Genomic DNA, 15,820 nt, shown 5'->3' with positions numbered 1-15,820 from the left:
CCGCCACATCCAGCTTCTGGCTCTCACTGTGAAACAATTCATCGATTTCATCCCGCTTCTGCTGTTCTTCATCGTTTACAAACTTGATCCACGGGTTGTCGACATTGCCGGCCATGAGCTGACGGTAGGCGGTATTTACAGCGCCACCGCGATACTGATCATCAGCTCTCTGGTGGTGTACGGCGCGCTGTTTATCCAGCAGCGCAAGCTGGAAAAGAGCCAGTGGCTGACCCTGATCGCCTGCCTGGTATTCGGCAGCCTGACCCTGGCCTTCCACAGCGAAACCTTCCTGAAGTGGAAAGCACCGGTGGTCAACTGGCTGTTCGCCCTGGCATTCATCGGCAGCCACTTCATCGGCGATCGCCTGCTGATCAAGCGCATCATGGGCCACGCGCTGACGCTGCCGGATCCGGTCTGGACGCGTCTGAATATCGCCTGGATCGGCTTTTTCATCTTTTGCGGCGCCGCCAACCTGTTCGTCGCGTTCACCTTCCAGAGCATCTGGGTCGACTTCAAGGTGTTCGGCAGCCTGGGCATGACCGTGCTGTTCCTGGTGGCTCAGGGCATCTACCTGTCGCGCCACCTGCATGACACCGATACCACAACGCCAAAAACCGAGGACTGACATGCTCTACGCAATCATTGCCACCGACGTCGCCAATTCCCTGGAAGCTCGCCTGGCCGCGCGCCCTGCGCATCTGGAACGCCTGCAAGCGCTCAAGGGCGAAGGCCGCATCGTACTGGCCGGCCCGCACCCGGCCGTCGACAGCAATGATCCGGGCGCAGCGGGTTTCACCGGCAGCCTGATCGTTGCCGAGTTCGATTCGCTCAGCGCCGCGCAAGCCTGGGCCGACGCCGATCCGTACATCGCTGCTGGCGTCTACGCCAATGTGATCGTCAAGCCGTTCAAGCAAGTCCTGCCGTAATAGCCTTTGTGGCGAGGGAGCAAGCTCCCTCGCCACAGTTTCATCATGCGCCATCCCTCTGCATGACTTGCGGCGATGAACCTTCTCGGTTCATCGCGCTCTCAATCGCTCATTATTCTCGTTTGCCTGCCGACAACCTGCCCAATATCCATTTGGAAACAGGTGTCGCGATGCGCAAGGGTCCGTTGTGTCTGATGTTGGTCACGTTGTCGATCATGGCGCCTGCCCATGGCGAGCCATCCACCGAAAGCGGCAGCTCCACGCCCTTATCGTTGAGTGCCGGCAGCCAGATCACCGAGCTGCAACAGCGCCTCAAGGCCAGTGAACTGCAGCGGGAAGACCTGAACAAACAACTGCAAAATGCCGACAACGCGCGTGAAAGTGCCCAGCTTGCCCGGTTGCGCCAGGAGAACCAGCGTCTCAAGCTGCAACTCAAGGAAGCCCAGGCCAGCCCGTTGCCGCGCCTGTTGACCGATCAGCAGCAGTGGTTCGTCACCGGCGCAGGGGTAGCGCTATTGGCGCTGCTCTGCGGTATCTTTGCCAGTGGTGCAAGCCGAAAACGTCGGCAATGGCTAAATTGAGTGAGTCATGAGCGAGCTGTTACTGATTGATGATGACCAGGAGTTGTGTGAACTCCTGAGTACCTGGTTAAGCCAGGAAGGCTTCCAGGTGCGCGCCTGCCACGACGGTCAGAGCGCCCGCAAGGCGCTGGCCGAAACCGCGCCGGCGGCGGTGGTGCTGGACGTGATGCTGCCCGACGGCAGCGGTCTGGAACTGCTCAAGCAATTGCGCAACGACCACGCCGACCTGCCGGTGCTGATGCTTTCGGCGCGCGGCGAACCATTGGACCGCATCCTCGGCCTCGAACTGGGTGCCGACGATTACCTGGCCAAACCCTGCGACCCCCGCGAACTGACCGCCCGCCTGCGCGCCGTGTTGCGTCGCAGCCACCCGGCCGCCGTGTCGACACAACTGGAGCTGGGCGACCTGAGTTTCAGCCCGGTGCGTGGCGTGGTCAGCATTGACGAAAAAGAACTGACCCTGACGGTGTCCGAAAGCCGTCTGCTCGAAGCCCTGCTCAAGCAACCGGGCGAGCCGCTGGACAAACAGGAACTGGCGCAACTCGCGCTCGGGCGCAAGCTGACCCTCTATGACCGCAGCCTCGACATGCACGTCAGCAACCTGCGCAAAAAGATCGGCCCGCACCCCGACGGCCGCCCACGCATCGTTGCCCTGCGTAGTCGCGGTTACTACTACAGCCTCTAAGAAACACTCGGGCCTCTGTGGCGAGGGAGCTTGCTCCCGCTGGATTGCGCAGCAATCCCTCTGCTGTTGCGGCGGGCAGCGAGGGCCGCTTCGCTGCCCAGCGGGAGCAAGCTCCCTCGCCACAAATGCCATTGTCAGGCTGATAACGAAGCGTCTTTACCGAAGCTTTACGCAGCGCTGACCGCCGCTGACCTTGATCTCCGTAATCTGCACTCATCCGGAACGTACCGGGAACGAGACAAGGAGATACACCATGCGCAAGACTCTTATCGCTCTGATGTTCGCGACCGCTCTGCCAACCGTCGCGATGGCCATGCCACAGGATGGCGGCCCGCTGGGTGGCCCGCTCGACGGTCCGCGCCACGGCGGTCAAATGCACGGCATGCACGGCAAGGGCCCGTACAGCCAGCTCGACCTGACCCGCGAGCAACGCGAGCAGATCCGCAAGATCATGGGCGAGCAGATGCACGAGCGTAAGCAAGTGGTCGACAAGTACCTGGAAAAACTCTCCCCGGCCGACCAGAAAGCCATGAAGGACGAGATCGCGGCCAACCACAAGAAAGCCGAGTCCGATGTTCGTGCGTTGCTGAAACCCGAGCAGCAGAAACAGTTCGACGAGATCCAGAAGAAGCGCGCCGAACGCCGTGCTGAATGGGCCGAGTTCAAGGCTTGGAAAGCGCAGCAGGCGCAAAAGGCGCAATAATGGATTAACCATGGGCCCGACGACTCACCTCGTCGGGCCTGTTTCATTCAAATCGGATGTGGGAGCGAGCCTGCTCGCGAAAGCGGTGTATCAGCCAGAGATGGATTGACTGACACTACGCTTTCGCGAGCAAGCTCGCTCCCACATTTGATCTGTGTGCTTGTTTGAGGAGTTTCTGTGCGTTCACTGTTCTGGCGTATTCTCGCGAGTTTCTGGCTGGCCATCGCTCTGGTTGCCGGACTGTCGATTCTGCTCGGGCACATGCTCAATCAGGACGCGTGGATACTCAGCCGCCATCCCGGCCTCAATACCCTCGCGTCTGAATGGACGCAAACCTACGAAGCCCAGGGCGAAGAAGCTGCGCAGGACATCCTCGAACAACGCAAACGCCAGTACCACATCGACGTTCAAGTACTCAATGAAACCGGCGACCCGGTGGTACGCGGCACCTTCCCGCGTCGCGCCGCGGCATTCGAAGCCCGGCAGAACAACGATGACCGGCGCCTGCCATGGCGGCGCCTGACCGATGAAATCACCAGTGAAAAAACCGGTGACACCTACCTGTTCATCTACCGCATCCCGCACCCGGAACTCGACGCCTGGCACCGCGAAAGCCTGCTCTGGCCGCTGAGTGCGCTGGGCATTGCACTGGTGGTGCTGACCCTGTTCAGTCTGCTGGTGACGTTCTCCATCACTCGCCCGCTCAGTCGCTTGCGCGGCGCGGTGCATGATCTGGGGCAGACCACTTACCAGCAGAACAGCCTGGCGAAACTGGCCAACCGCCGCGACGAGTTCGGCGTGCTCGCCACCGATTTCAACCGCATGGGCGCGCGCCTGCAAAGCCTGATCGGCAGCCAACGTCAGCTACTGCGTGATGTTTCCCATGAATTGCGCTCGCCGCTGGCCCGCCTGCGCATCGCCCTGGCCTTGGCTGAGCGTGCCAATCCTGAAGAACGCGAGAAACTCTGGCCCCGGCTGACCCGCGAATGTGATCGGCTGGAGGCCCTGATCAGTGAAATTCTGGTGCTGGCGCGCGTCGATGCCGACAACGCCAGCGCTGAAGAGGTTGATTTGAATGCGCTACTCGGCGCCCTGCAAAAGGACGCACAACTGGCCTCGCCCGAGCAAACCGTGCACCTGGAGGCCGAGCCCCAACTGAATCTCAAGGGCTGGCCGACGATGATTGAGCGCGCCGTCGATAACTTGCTGCGTAATGCCCAGCGCTTCAACCCGCCCGACCAGCCGATCGAACTGCAGGCGGCGCATCAGGGCGAGCGGATCGTTATCAGCGTGCGCGACCATGGGCCAGGGGTTTTGGCCGAACATTTAAGTCAGTTGGGCGAACCCTTTTATCGCGCACCAGGGCAGACGGCTGCCGGGCACGGGTTGGGACTGGCGATTGCCAAGCGAGCAGCGGAACGGCATGGCGGCACGCTGACGCTGGCCAATCATCCGCAGGGCGGGTTTGTGGCGAGTCTGGAATTGCCGCTGGTGCCGGGGATTATCGTCCAGCCCTGAAGCAAGAAATATGGGAGCGAGCCTGCTCGCGAAAGCGGTGTGTCAGTCAACCAAGATGACAACTGACGCTCCGTCTTCGCGAGCAGGCTCGCTCCCACATTTTGAAATCGGGGTCAGGCTTTACCGGGCCAGGCGCCGACGAACTCCGCCAGATCTGCCTTCTCCGCTACACGCGGCTCTTTCTGGGGCGTGCCGAGGTAAAGAAACGCGATAACCTCCTCGCCGTCCGCCAGCCCAAGGCCTTTGGCGACGTGCGTCGAATAAGCCAGATCGCCCGTACGCCACACCGCGCCAATCCCCTGCGCATAGGCCGCCAGCAAAATCCCGTGGGCTGCGCACCCGGCCGTGAGCAATTGCTCGGCCTTCGGATACTTGACGTGCTCTTGCAGTTTGGCGATCACCACAACCACCAGCGGCGCCCGCAGCGGACCGTTACGGGCCTTGTCGATCATGGCTTCAGTGACTTCGCCTGCCTGCAAGCGGGCAGCCTCGGCCAGCAACTCGCCCATCTGCTCACGCGCCGCGCCTTCGACGGTCAAAAAGCGATACGGTTGCAAATGACCGTGATCCGGTGCACGCAACGCCGCTCCGAACAGGGCTTCGCGCTGCTCGGCAGTGGGGGCCGGTTCGACCAGTCGGGGAACGGAAACACGGTTGAGCAACGCGTCGAGAGCCTGCATCGGCCACCTCCTGAGAAAAATGTGCGGCTATTCTAGCTTTAACTGCACACAGCCTGCCGGTTTACATGCCCTGCCCCACAGGTAGAATGGCGCCCTTCTCCCACCAGCCCGAGCGGACTTCATGGCGTTGCCGACCTTACGGATCATTGGTTTTATCATCGGCATCTTCCTGATCACACTGGCGGTCGCCATGGTCGTGCCGATGGCCACGCTGCTGATTTTCGAGCGCACCAGCGACCTGCCGTCGTTCCTGTGGGCGAGCATGATCACTTTCGTCGCCGGCCTCGCTCTGGTGATACCGGGCAGACCGGAACACATTCACCTGCGCCCGCGCGACATGTACCTGCTGACGGTCAGCAGTTGGCTGGTGGTGTGTATCTTTGCCGCGCTGCCGTTTCTGCTGACGCAGCACATCAGTTACACCGACTCTTTTTTCGAAAGCATGTCCGGCATCACCGCCACCGGTTCGACCGTGCTCAATCATCTGGACGACATGTCTCCCGGCATCCTGATGTGGCGCTCGCTGCTGCACTGGATCGGCGGCATCGGCTTTATCGGCATGGCGGTGGCGATTCTGCCCCTGCTGCGCATTGGCGGCATGCGCCTGTTCCAGACCGAATCGTCCGACCGCTCGGAAAAGGTCATGCCGCGCTCGCACATGGTGGCCCGGCTGATCGTGGCGGCGTACGTTGGCATCACCATTCTCGGCAGCCTGGCGTTCTGGTGGGCGGGGATGAGCCCGTTCGATGCGATAAACCACGCCATGTCGGCGATTTCCACGGGCGGTTTTTCGACGTCGGATCAGTCGCTGGCCAAGTGGACGCAACCGGCGGTGCACTGGGTCGCGATTGTCATCATGATCCTCGGCAGCCTGCCGTTCACCCTGTACGTGGCCACGCTACGCGGCAATCGTCGGGCGTTGATCAAGGATCAACAAGTGCAGGGTCTGCTGGCGATGCTGCTGGTGACCTGGCTGGTGCTCGGCACCTGGTATTGGTGGACGACCCAACTGCATTGGCTGGAGGCGCTGCGGCATGTGGCGCTGAACGTGACCTCGATCGTCACCACCACCGGTTTCGCCCTCGGCGATTACAGCCTGTGGGGCAATTTCTCGCTGATGCTGTTCTTTTATCTGGGCTTTATCGGTGGTTGTTCCGGCTCGACGGCGGGCGGGATCAAGATCTTCCGCTTCCAGGTCGCGTACATCCTGCTCAAGGCCAACCTTAATCAGCTGATTCACCCGCGTGCGGTGATCAAGCAGAAGTACAACGGTCACCGCCTCGACGAAGAAATCGTGCGTTCGATTCTGACCTTTTCGTTCTTTTTCGCGATCACCATCTGCGTGATCGCCCTGCTGCTGTCGCTGCTCGGCGTCGACTGGATGACCGCGCTGACCGGCGCTGCGAGCACCGTGTCCGGCGTCGGCCCGGGCCTGGGCGAAACCATCGGCCCGGCGGGCAACTTCGCCACGCTGCCAGACGCGGCCAAGTGGATTCTTTCGTTCGGCATGCTGCTCGGCCGACTGGAAATCATTACTGTGTTTGTGCTGTGTATTCCGGCGTTTTGGCGTCATTGACCGCGTCCGGCACTTGCAGCAGACGCGTGCGGTATTCGCCGGGGGTCGTGTCAAACCAGCGGCGGAAGGCGCGGAAAAAATTGCTCGGGTCGGCAAACCCCAGCAGGTAGGCAATTTCCAGCAAGGTCATGCCCGGTTGCGCCAGATACTGCTCGGCCAACTCCCGACGGGTGTCATCGAGCAACTGCTGGAAACTGGTGCCCTCCTCCTGCAACCGGCGCTGCAAGGTCCGTTGTGACAGGTGCAGCGTCTGCGCCACGGCATCGCGCTTGGGCTCACCCTGGGGAAGTAAACGGCAGAGGACCTGCCGCGCCCGGTGGGTTACCCGGCTTTCGGAAAATCGCGCCAGATATTCCCCGGCAAACCGGTCATGCAGCAGCGCCATCGCCTCGTTGGCGGTGGGCAGCGGCGCTTCCATGTCGGCGCGTTCGAAGATCAGCGCATCGTAGGGCGCGCCGAACACCAGGGGCGCGTGGAACGCTTCTTTATAAGGTTGCAGACTTTCAGGCTGATCGCCTTGCATCAACACTTTGACCGGATGCAGGGGACGCCCGGTCAGCCAGCCGCACAGGGCCAGCGCACACGCCAGTGACGCTTCGGCACTTTGCCGGGTGGGCGGCAAATGGTCGCCGTGCACGGTCAGGATCAGCGCGTACCCCTCATCGAGCAGGCGAAAACTCAGGTCGGCACTTTCGGCAATGATGCGCTGATAGCGCACCAATCGTTGAAAACCCTCAGCCAGGGTGTTGCTTGACATCAACGCATAGCCGGCGACATGAAACGAGGCCGGCCGCACCACTTTGCCCATGTTCAGGCCAATCGACTGATTGCCCGAGACCTCGACCGCCCGCTGCCAGAGCCGGGTCATGGAATCCTGCGGGAAACGTGCATCCGGATCGTCCAGGGCCGCGTAATCGAGCCCCAGTTGCTTGAACAGAACCCGGCAATCCAGGCCGTCCATCTCCAATGCTTTGACTATCCCCATCGCCCAGCTTGCAGAAGTCGTTCGTTCGCTCATGATTTTTATTCTTTTACAGGATGGCCTGCAGAGGGCGGCCCGATTTGCGAAGGATACTAAAGTGGCGCCGATAGTCACTGGCCCACGCCAATGATCACTCTAGACTCAAATAAGCTACCCGCCGAAAAACTGCTCGCCAGAACAATCACCACAGAGATCGCGGTCGTGGAAAACATCAAGCGGTTCAACAGCTTCGCCGAGTTCTACCCCTACTATCTCGCCGAACACAGCAACAGCACCTGTCGGCGTCTGCATTTCGTCGGAACGTCACTGGTCATTTTCATTTTTGCCCTGACCGTCGCCAAAGGCGCCTGGCTGCTCTTGCTGGCCCTGCCGCTGGCCGGGTACAGCTTCGCCTGGATCGGGCACTTCTTTTTCGAGAAGAACCGACCGGCGACCTTTCAACATCCGTTCTACAGTCTGCTCGGCGATTTCGCCATGTACCGCGACATGATTCTGGGTCGTGTGGCTTTCTGAACGAGGGTCAGCCAATGAATGCCAATGCCCGCTTCACTCACATGAAGGATGGCACCCAGGAGGATTGGGCCATCATCGCCGCCGACTTCAGTGCCTATGCCAAGCAATTGCCGTCGCGCATCCTGGCGCACCTGAAACTGCTTGAAGGTGACTTTGGCGGTTTCCCGGTCGATCGCCTGACCCACTCGTTGCAAACCGCAACCCGCGCCCACCGGGACGGGCGCGACGAGGAATACGTGGTCTGCGCGTTGCTGCATGACATTGGCGACACCCTGGGTTCGTACAACCATCCGGACATTGCGGCGGCGATACTCAAGCCTTTTGTCAGCGCCGAGAATCTGTGGATGGTTGAAAAACACGGGATTTTCCAGGGTTATTACTTCTTTCATCACTTGGGCATGGACCGGCACCTGCGCGAGCAATTCAAGGAGCATCCGCAGTTTCAGTCCACTGCCGAATTCTGCGCCAAGTACGACGCGGCGGCGTTTGATCCGGCGTATGACACGCTGCCGCTGAGTTTCTTCGAGCCGATGATGGAGAGGCTGTTTGCACAGCCCAAGAACTCCATTTACAAGGCCGCGATGGAAGAACACAGCCCCGCCTGAGAACACATGTGGGAGCGAGCCTGCTCGCGAAAGCGCTGCATCAGGCACAAAAGTTTCGTCTGACACTACGCCTTCGCGAGCAGGCTCGCTCCCACAGGGTGCTCTTTCGCTCAGGCAATCTCGGCAACCTTGGCAGCCTTCAATTCGGCCTCCCGCGCCTGCGCGTCCGCCAGCCGATACAGCTCGATGGTGCCATCCCAGTGCTCAATCAATGCCGTGCACGACTCCACCCAATCCCCGCAATTGAGGTAATCCACCTCCCCCACCTTACGAATCTCGGCGTGGTGAATATGCCCGCAGACCACACCGTGCAGTTCGCGCTTTACGCATTCGTGGGCGATGGCTTCTTCGAAATCGCTGATGAAGCTGACCGCGGTTTTCACCTTGTGCTTCAGATAGGCCGACAGGGACCAGTAACCGTAACCGTAACGCGCCCGCCAGTGGTTGAGCCAGCGATTGAGCGTCAGCGTGAACTCGTAGGCCGAGTCACCCAGAAAGGCGAGCCAGCGGTGATAACGGGTGATCACGTCGAACTGATCCCCGTGAATCACCAGCAAGTGCCGTCCGTCCGCCGTGACATGCACCGCTTCGTCAACCAACTGGATATTGCCCAGAATCAGCTTTGAATAACGCCGCAGGAATTCATCGTGGTTGCCGGTGACATAAATCACTTCAGTGCCGCGCTTGCTCATGGTCAGCAGGCGGCGGATGACATTGGTGTGCGCTTGTGGCCAATACATGCCGCCGCGCAGTTTCCAGCCGTCGATGATGTCGCCGACCAGATAGACCTTGTCGGCGTGGTAGCCCTTGAGGAACCGCGACAAATGCTCGGCCTGACAATCGCGCGTGCCCAAGTGCACGTCGGAGATCCACAGGGTTCGCACGCGTTGTTTGCGACTGGGTCTGGCGAGCTCGGCGCTGGTCATGGGCAACCCTCTGCTATGTTTTCGCCAGCTTGCGCGCGTCCGGTTAATCGACCATGACAGGCGCGAGTCAGTCGCGTGACAGCGCCGCTCATTCACAAATTGAGGATTCGGATGACAGACGCGACGAGGACAGCCCTTTAGACTGGCGCCAACTGATTCTGTCTTCCAGGGATTGCAATGACTCCGCGTACCGCCCTCGGCGCCCTGCACATCGGCGCTTTAATGTTCGGCCTGACTGGCGTGTTCGGCAAACTCGCCGCTGCTTCGCCGGCGGTGATTGTCTTCGGACGCGCCGCTTTCGCCGTGCTCGCTCTGGCCTTCTTCGCCCGTTTCGCCAGCCAGAGTCCCTGGCAAACGCTCAAAGCCATGGACTGGCGGCGACTGGCGCTGAGCGGCGTGCTGCTGGCCGGGCACTGGGTGAGTTTTTTCGTCTCCGTGAAAATCGCCGGCGTGGCGATTGCCACGTTGGGCTTTGCGAGTTTTCCGGCGTTCACCGTGATTCTCGAAGGGCTGGTATTTCGCGAGCGCATCCGTGCCAATGAAATCGTTTTGGTGGTGCTGGTGAGCATTGGGCTGGTGCTGGTGACCCCGGCGTTCGATCTGGGCAGTGGCGACACCATCGGTTTGCTCTGGTCGGTGCTGTCCGGCCTGCTGTTTTCCCTGCTGTCACTGACCAACAGGGCCAGCTCCGGACGCATCCCGGCGGTGCAGGCGGCGCTGTGTCAGAACGTTGTGGTGGCGTTGTGTCTGCTGCCGTTCGCGGCACCGCAACTGAGCGAAGTCCGCCCGCTGGACTGGCTGTGGATTGCCCTGCTCGGCGTGTTCTGCACCGGCGTCGCTCACAGCCTGTTCGTCGCAAGTCTGGCGGTGATCAAGGCGCGCACGGCAGCGGTGGTGTTCGCCATGGAGCCGGTCTACGGCATCACCGTGGCGTGGCTGTTGTTCAATGAAAACCCGACGCTGCGCATGTTGATCGGAGGTGCGCTGATCATCATCGCCATCGTGGTGTCGGCGCGGATGTCAGGCGCAGGCGATAAAAAAACCGTCGCCGCCGAGGCCGCCTCTCACTGAGTCCGGTCGTTATGGCCAAGGTCGCGGTCAGGATCGATCTGATCGCGCACCCGTTGTTTCAGCACCTTGGCTTCGGGAAAGCCGCCGTCGGCCTTTCGTTCCCAGATCTGCACGCCAGCGCAGGTGATGTGAAATACCCCGCCGGTACCCGGTACCAATGACACTTTGCCCAAATCCTCGGCGAAGGTGCTGAGCAACTCCTGCGCCAGCCATGCCGCGCGCAACAGCCACTGGCATTGGGTGCAATACGTAATGACGACTTCGGCTTTTGCGACAGTCATGTTCGCTGAAACTCCTGAGACAAAGGGCGCGCCGCTATAATAGCCCGCTTTATCGCTTGCCCCGAGAATCACAATGCGCCGTCTGCTGTTCTGCCTGCTGCTTGGTTTACTCCCCCTGCTTGTACACGCCAGCGAAGCGTCACGACCCAAAGTCGGTCTGGTGCTGTCGGGCGGTGCCGCGCGCGGGCTGGCCCACATCGGCGTGCTCAAGGCTCTGGAAGAACAAGGCATCAAGATCGATGCGATCGCCGGCACCAGCATGGGCGCGGTGGTCGGTGGCCTGTACGCCTCGGGTTACAAGATCGACGAGCTGGAAAAACTCGCGCTGACCATTGACTGGCAAGCTGCCCTGTCCGACGCCCCGCCGCGCGAAGACGTGCCGTTCCGGCGCAAACAGGACGACCGCGATTTTCTGGTGAAGCAGAAACTCAGCTTTCGCGACGACGGTAGCCTCGGGCTGCCCCTGGGCGTCATTCAAGGCCAGAACCTGGCATTGCTGCTGGAAAGTTTACTGGCCCACACCAGCGATACCCGCGACTTCGACAAACTGCCGATTCCGTTTCGCGCCGTGACCACTGACATCGCCAATGGCGAAAAAGTGGTGTTCCGCAAAGGCCATTTACCGCAAGTGATCCGCGCTAGCATGTCAATCCCGGCAGTGTTCGCCCCCGTCGAACTCAACGGGCGCTTGTTGGTGGACGGCGGCATGACTGACAACATTCCGCTGGATGTTGCGCGGGAAATGGGCGTAGACGTGGCAATTGTCGTCGATATCGGCACGCCGCTGCGCAACCGCAAACAACTCACCACGGTGGTGGACGTACTGAATCAATCGATCACCCTGATGACCCGGCGCAACTCCGAAGAACAACTGGCGACCCTGCATGCCGATGACGTCCTGATCCAGCCTGCGCTGGCAGCCTTCGGCGCGACAGATTTCGGCAAGGCTCAGGAGATGATCGATGCCGGTTACCGCGCCACGCAGATTCTCGATGCGCGGCTGGCGAGCCTCAAGCCCGACCAGACTCAGGACGCCGAACTCAACGCCGCCCGCCAGCCGGGACAGCGCACGCCGATCATCACGGGCATCCGCGTCGAGAACGATTCGAAGGTCGACGATGACGTGATCCGCTATTACATCCGCCAGCCCATTGGCGAGCCGCTGGATCTGGGGCGGTTGCACTCGGACATGGGCACCCTTTACGGCCTCGATTACTTCGACCAAGTGCGCTATCGCGTCGTGCACAAGGGCCAGGACCACACGCTGGTCATCAGTGCCAGCGGCAAACGCAGCGGCACCGATTACTTGCGGGTTGGCCTCAATCTGTCGGACGACATGCGCGGCGACAGTGCCTTCAATCTCGGCGCCAGTTATCGCGTCAATGGCATCAACCGTCTCGGCGCGGAATGGCTGACACGGGCCCAGATCGGTGACAAGCAGGAGCTGTACAGCGAGTTCTACCAACCGCTGGACGTCGGTTCGCGCTACTTCGTAGCGCCGTATGCGTCGTTCGAGGCACAGAATGTTGATTCGGTACTCGATAACGATCCGATCGCCCAGTATCGCGTCGAACGATACGGTTTCGGCCTTAATCTCGGTCGGCAGATCGGCAACAACGGTGAAGTGCGTTTTGGCGTCGGTCAGGCGTGGGGCGAGGCCGACGTGCGCATCGGCGACCAGGACCTGCCCAGCGAGAGCTTCAACGAAGGCTTCTATACGGTGAAGTATTCGTACGACTCGCTGGACAACGTGTACTTTCCGCACGAGGGCAAGGACGTCAGCCTGACATTCGCACAGTTTGAACCCGGCCTGGGTTCGGACACCCGCTATCGCCAGTGGGAATTGAAGTTCGACAAGGCCATGAGCCACGGGCCGGACACCCTGATCTTCGGCGGGCGCTACGGGCGCACGCTGGACGATGCCAATGTGGTCACCTCCAGCTTCCTGCTCGGCGGCGCAAGGCAGTTGTCGGGATTTCGTGAAGATGCGCTTTCCGGTCAGAACGTCAGCCTGATGCGCGCCGTGTATTACCGGCGTCTGACGCCGCGTTCGTATCTGCCGCTGGACTTTCCGCTGTACGCCGGTGCCTCGCTGGAACGAGGCCGGGCATGGAATAACGACAATGAGTTCGACAGTGACTACATCAACGCAGCGAGCGTATTTATCGGCTTCGATACGCCGCTGGGGCCGTTGAATTTCAGTTACGGCTTGAATGATGCGGATGAGCAGGCGGTGTATCTGAATTTGGGGCAGACGTTCTGATCGAGCCTGAAACAGGTGTTGACCGGTCTGACGCCTTCGCGAGCAGGCTCGCTCCCACAAGGTAGACCGCGTTTCATTGTGGGAGCGAGCCTGCTCGCGAAAGCGGCCCGGATGAACCCATAATTTGTCGGCGCTCAGCGAATCCCGGCCAATAACGTCCTTGCCGTTTGCTTCAACGGCTCATCCCCCTCTTTGAGCAGCTCACTGAGCAAGGCAATCGCGCTGTCAATGTCGCCGTCATCGATGCAGGTCTGCGCCTGTTCGAGCTTACCGGCAGCCTCTGTCTCGGTGGACTGCGGTAATTGAAGATCCAGAGGCTCCAACACAAGCGAGGGCCCGGGATCGCCAAACTCATTGAGAAAGTCATCATCGAGCGGTTGCGCATCGGGTTCGGGAATCCACACAAGCTCGGCTTCTTCGCCAGACGCAACCTGTGGCAGCTCGAAATCGGCGGGCAGCACGGACAGGCTTGTGCCCAGCTCCGGATCATCGATCGGCGGCCCGGCGGATTCAGCGCGGCTGTCGTTCAGATCCCAGTTTGAATCCATCGACAGTTCGCCCAGATTCAGTTCGAAATCATCCTCGGGGGCGATGGCTGTGGACGCGACCGGCGCTGCAACAGCTGCCGCAGTGACGACAGGCAACACGGGGGCGACCGGCGCAGCGAATTGCGCCGGTGCAACGCCCGACAGCTTCGGATGCCGAGCCCGGGCATCGGCCAGCTGGGAGGCATCAACGCCGAGCGCACGCAGATGATCTTCCTGCTGTTGGTAAGCGTCGTTGTCACCCTGCCGCCCCAGCACTTCCAAAAGCTGCAAACCGAGATCGGTGCGCTCGGGTTCCTTCTTCAAAGCATCGCGTAACAGGCCGACTGCTTCGCCGAGCCGTCCGTAAGCCAGATAAATCCCCACGGCCTCCATCACATCGCCGGCGCCAGGTTCGTCGCGATGATCAGCGGCCGAAGGTACACTGACGGAATTCTGGGTATCAGGCCTATCGACGTCGTCCTCGGCATCAACCGGCAACAGGGGCATCGCTGTGCCCGCTGTCGAGCGTTGCTGACGACGACGAACGAACAACGCGGCCAATGCACCCAGCAGCAATAACAGGCCGGCGAACAGCGGCCAGTTCAGGCCATCGCCGGCCGGCTCGACCGGGGCTGCGACGGGTGTCGGCGCAGGCGCAACGACCGGTGGTGGCGGTGCTTGCTGCAATTCGGCCAACCGGGTCTGCAAGTCTTCAATCTGTTTCTTGCCGTCGGCGATCAGGACGTCCTGCGCCTGCAGCCTTGCGTTCCGTTCGTCGAGGGTCTTCTGCAATTGCTGAGTCAACAGCACGCTCGCGGCCAATTGCTCGGCCTGCGCCTCGTTGGCTGGCGCCGCTGACGGCGGAGGCACGGGCGCGGCATTGCGCTTGCCCTGCGCTGCCTGGGGCGGTGCACTGACGGGTTCGACGGTGGGAAATTCAGAGGACTGCGGGCGCGGATCCGGCTCGTCGGTTGAGGCCACGATGCCGGGCGAGCCCGGCGGGTCGATCAGCACCATGTATTCGCGCAACAATCGACCGTTGGGCTGCTCAAGCTGCACGAGGAAATTGAGAAAAGGTTCGTTGACCGGTTTGGTGGACGACACCCGGATCATCTGGCGATTGCCACGCAGGATCGGGGTGAACTTGAGGTCATTGAGGAAGAACACCCGCTCGACGCCCGCCCGGCCGAACTCATCCGCCGAGGCCAGGCTTGCCGAGAGATCGTTTTGCGTCAAAGTGCCAACATCGACGAGCGCGATGTCGGCCTTGAACGGCTGATTGAGGGCTGAGTGAACCGTGATGTCGCCCAACCCCAACGCCATCGACCAGGTCGAATAGCTGAATACGCCAGCGGCCAGCAGCCCTTTGGCGCGACCACGCAGCACGTGCCGACTTGCGAGCATGAGCATCCCTTAAAATAAGCAAAACCGGTTTCTATGCGTTCGCACATCCGGTACGAACACGATATTGCCCAGTAGTTCTTATAGTAGGCCCAGCGCGATCTCTCAAAAAATCAGCGAAGGGATGTGCCTCAAGATTTTTCCAGGTTGGCGAGAATGTGCCCGTGAACACGCATGCACACCTTCAAATCCGCCTCATCAACGCCATCGAACAATTCGTGACGCAGTTGCGTGGCAATGGTTTCGATTTGTTCGATCAACGGCAGGGCTGGCGCGCAGAGAACGATTTTTTTCGCCCGGCGGTCTTCAACCACTGACTGGCGTTGCACCAGGCCCTGGGTTTCCAGACTATCGAGCAAGCGCGCCAGGGTCGGTCCTTCGACGCCGACGCTCTGCGCCAACTCACGTTGGGTCGGCGCTTCTTCAAAGCGCGCCAGATGCAACAGCACCAGCCAGCGCGCCTGCGACAGCCCCAGCCCGGCGAGGCGACGATCCAGTTCGGCACGCCAGCCACGGGACATCTGGGCCAATTGCATACCAAAGCGGTGTTGATCGGTTAACGGCATAAAACACTCACGGTTA

Annotated in this window: 17 protein-coding genes; 11 read left to right on the top strand and 6 right to left on the bottom strand. The window is 60.8% G+C overall.

Annotated elements, in window-relative coordinates; genetic code table 11:
- Window positions 1–28: 28 nt before the first annotated feature.
- The 6 genes from HU727_RS00965 (at window position 29) to HU727_RS00940 (ending at window position 4,413) form a co-directional block, all read left to right on the top strand.
- Window positions 29–625: a septation protein A gene (locus HU727_RS00965; RefSeq protein WP_186532097.1), complete on the top strand. Its 597-nt coding sequence runs from the start codon at window positions 29–31 to the stop codon at window positions 623–625.
- 1 nt (window position 626) lies between these two features.
- The gene (locus tag HU727_RS00960; protein WP_016987935.1) at window positions 627–926 is read left to right on the top strand and encodes a YciI family protein; all 300 of its coding nucleotides are present in this window, start codon (window positions 627–629) and stop codon (window positions 924–926) included.
- A 170-nt stretch (window positions 927–1,096) separates the two neighbouring features.
- A complete protein-coding gene (locus HU727_RS00955; protein WP_186532098.1) occupies window positions 1,097–1,507 on the top strand; it encodes an SH3 domain-containing protein in 411 nt (136 codons plus the stop codon).
- 7 nt (window positions 1,508–1,514) lie between these two features.
- On the top strand, window positions 1,515–2,192 hold the full coding sequence (locus tag HU727_RS00950; protein WP_186532100.1) for a response regulator transcription factor: 678 nt from the start codon (window positions 1,515–1,517) through the stop codon (window positions 2,190–2,192).
- A gap of 253 nt (window positions 2,193–2,445) precedes the next feature.
- Complete coding sequence (locus HU727_RS00945; protein ID WP_186532102.1) at window positions 2,446–2,895, top strand: Spy/CpxP family protein refolding chaperone; 450 nt, start codon at window positions 2,446–2,448, stop codon at window positions 2,893–2,895.
- 177 nt (window positions 2,896–3,072) lie between these two features.
- Window positions 3,073–4,413, top strand: coding sequence for a sensor histidine kinase (locus HU727_RS00940; protein WP_186532103.1), 1,341 nt, complete (start codon window positions 3,073–3,075; stop codon window positions 4,411–4,413).
- A gap of 113 nt (window positions 4,414–4,526) precedes the next feature.
- Here the strand turns inward: HU727_RS00940 and HU727_RS00935 are convergent, their stop codons facing one another.
- The gene (locus HU727_RS00935; protein WP_186532104.1) at window positions 4,527–5,093 is read right to left on the bottom strand and encodes a nitroreductase family protein; all 567 of its coding nucleotides are present in this window, start codon (window positions 5,091–5,093) and stop codon (window positions 4,527–4,529) included.
- Between the two features lie 121 nt (window positions 5,094–5,214).
- Between HU727_RS00935 and HU727_RS00930 the strand changes: the two genes are divergently transcribed.
- On the top strand, window positions 5,215–6,669 hold the full coding sequence (locus HU727_RS00930) for a TrkH family potassium uptake protein (RefSeq protein WP_186532105.1): 1,455 nt from the start codon (window positions 5,215–5,217) through the stop codon (window positions 6,667–6,669).
- Here HU727_RS00930 and HU727_RS00925 read toward each other — a convergent pair.
- Window positions 6,626–7,687, bottom strand: a complete 1,062-nt coding sequence (locus HU727_RS00925) for an AraC family transcriptional regulator (RefSeq protein WP_202883533.1) — start codon at window positions 7,685–7,687, stop codon at window positions 6,626–6,628. The two genes, HU727_RS00930 and HU727_RS00925, sit on opposite strands and share 44 nt — an antisense overlap.
- Window positions 7,688–7,852: 165 nt before the next feature.
- On the opposite strand from HU727_RS00925, the gene HU727_RS00920 reads away from it, so the two are divergent.
- Window positions 7,853–8,164 (top strand): Mpo1-like protein, encoded by a 312-nt coding sequence (locus HU727_RS00920; RefSeq protein WP_186532280.1) that lies wholly within the window; start codon window positions 7,853–7,855, stop codon window positions 8,162–8,164.
- Between the two features lie 14 nt (window positions 8,165–8,178).
- Window positions 8,179–8,769, top strand: a complete 591-nt coding sequence (locus HU727_RS00915; RefSeq protein WP_186532106.1) for an HD domain-containing protein — start codon at window positions 8,179–8,181, stop codon at window positions 8,767–8,769.
- A 110-nt stretch (window positions 8,770–8,879) separates the two neighbouring features.
- Here the strand turns inward: HU727_RS00915 and HU727_RS00910 are convergent, their stop codons facing one another.
- Window positions 8,880–9,695, bottom strand: a complete 816-nt coding sequence (locus tag HU727_RS00910; protein WP_186532107.1) for a UDP-2,3-diacylglucosamine diphosphatase — start codon at window positions 9,693–9,695, stop codon at window positions 8,880–8,882.
- A gap of 177 nt (window positions 9,696–9,872) precedes the next feature.
- Between HU727_RS00910 and HU727_RS00905 the strand changes: the two genes are divergently transcribed.
- On the top strand, window positions 9,873–10,766 hold the full coding sequence (locus HU727_RS00905; protein ID WP_186532108.1) for a DMT family transporter: 894 nt from the start codon (window positions 9,873–9,875) through the stop codon (window positions 10,764–10,766).
- On the opposite strand, the gene HU727_RS00900 is transcribed toward HU727_RS00905, so the two are convergent.
- A complete protein-coding gene (locus HU727_RS00900) occupies window positions 10,760–11,047 on the bottom strand; it encodes an Rdx family protein (RefSeq protein WP_186532109.1) in 288 nt (95 codons plus the stop codon). The genes HU727_RS00905 and HU727_RS00900 overlap by 7 nt on opposite strands.
- Window positions 11,048–11,120: 73 nt before the next feature.
- On the opposite strand from HU727_RS00900, the gene HU727_RS00895 reads away from it, so the two are divergent.
- Window positions 11,121–13,310, top strand: a complete 2,190-nt coding sequence (locus tag HU727_RS00895; RefSeq protein WP_186532110.1) for a patatin-like phospholipase family protein — start codon at window positions 11,121–11,123, stop codon at window positions 13,308–13,310.
- A gap of 134 nt (window positions 13,311–13,444) precedes the next feature.
- Here the strand turns inward: HU727_RS00895 and HU727_RS00890 are convergent, their stop codons facing one another.
- Together HU727_RS00890 and HU727_RS00885 are read right to left on the bottom strand one after the other, a co-directional pair.
- Complete coding sequence (locus HU727_RS00890) at window positions 13,445–15,241, bottom strand: motility hub landmark protein FimV (protein WP_186532111.1); 1,797 nt, start codon at window positions 15,239–15,241, stop codon at window positions 13,445–13,447.
- A 128-nt stretch (window positions 15,242–15,369) separates the two neighbouring features.
- The gene (locus tag HU727_RS00885) at window positions 15,370–15,804 is read right to left on the bottom strand and encodes a MarR family transcriptional regulator (RefSeq protein WP_186532112.1); all 435 of its coding nucleotides are present in this window, start codon (window positions 15,802–15,804) and stop codon (window positions 15,370–15,372) included.
- Window positions 15,805–15,820 lie beyond the last annotated feature (16 nt).

The organism is Pseudomonas khorasanensis (assembly GCF_014268505.2).
GTDB lineage: Bacteria > Pseudomonadota > Gammaproteobacteria > Pseudomonadales > Pseudomonadaceae > Aquipseudomonas > Aquipseudomonas khorasanensis.
The sequence above is the reverse complement of the archived record's forward strand: the minus strand, read 5'-3'. Positions and strand labels throughout refer to the sequence as shown.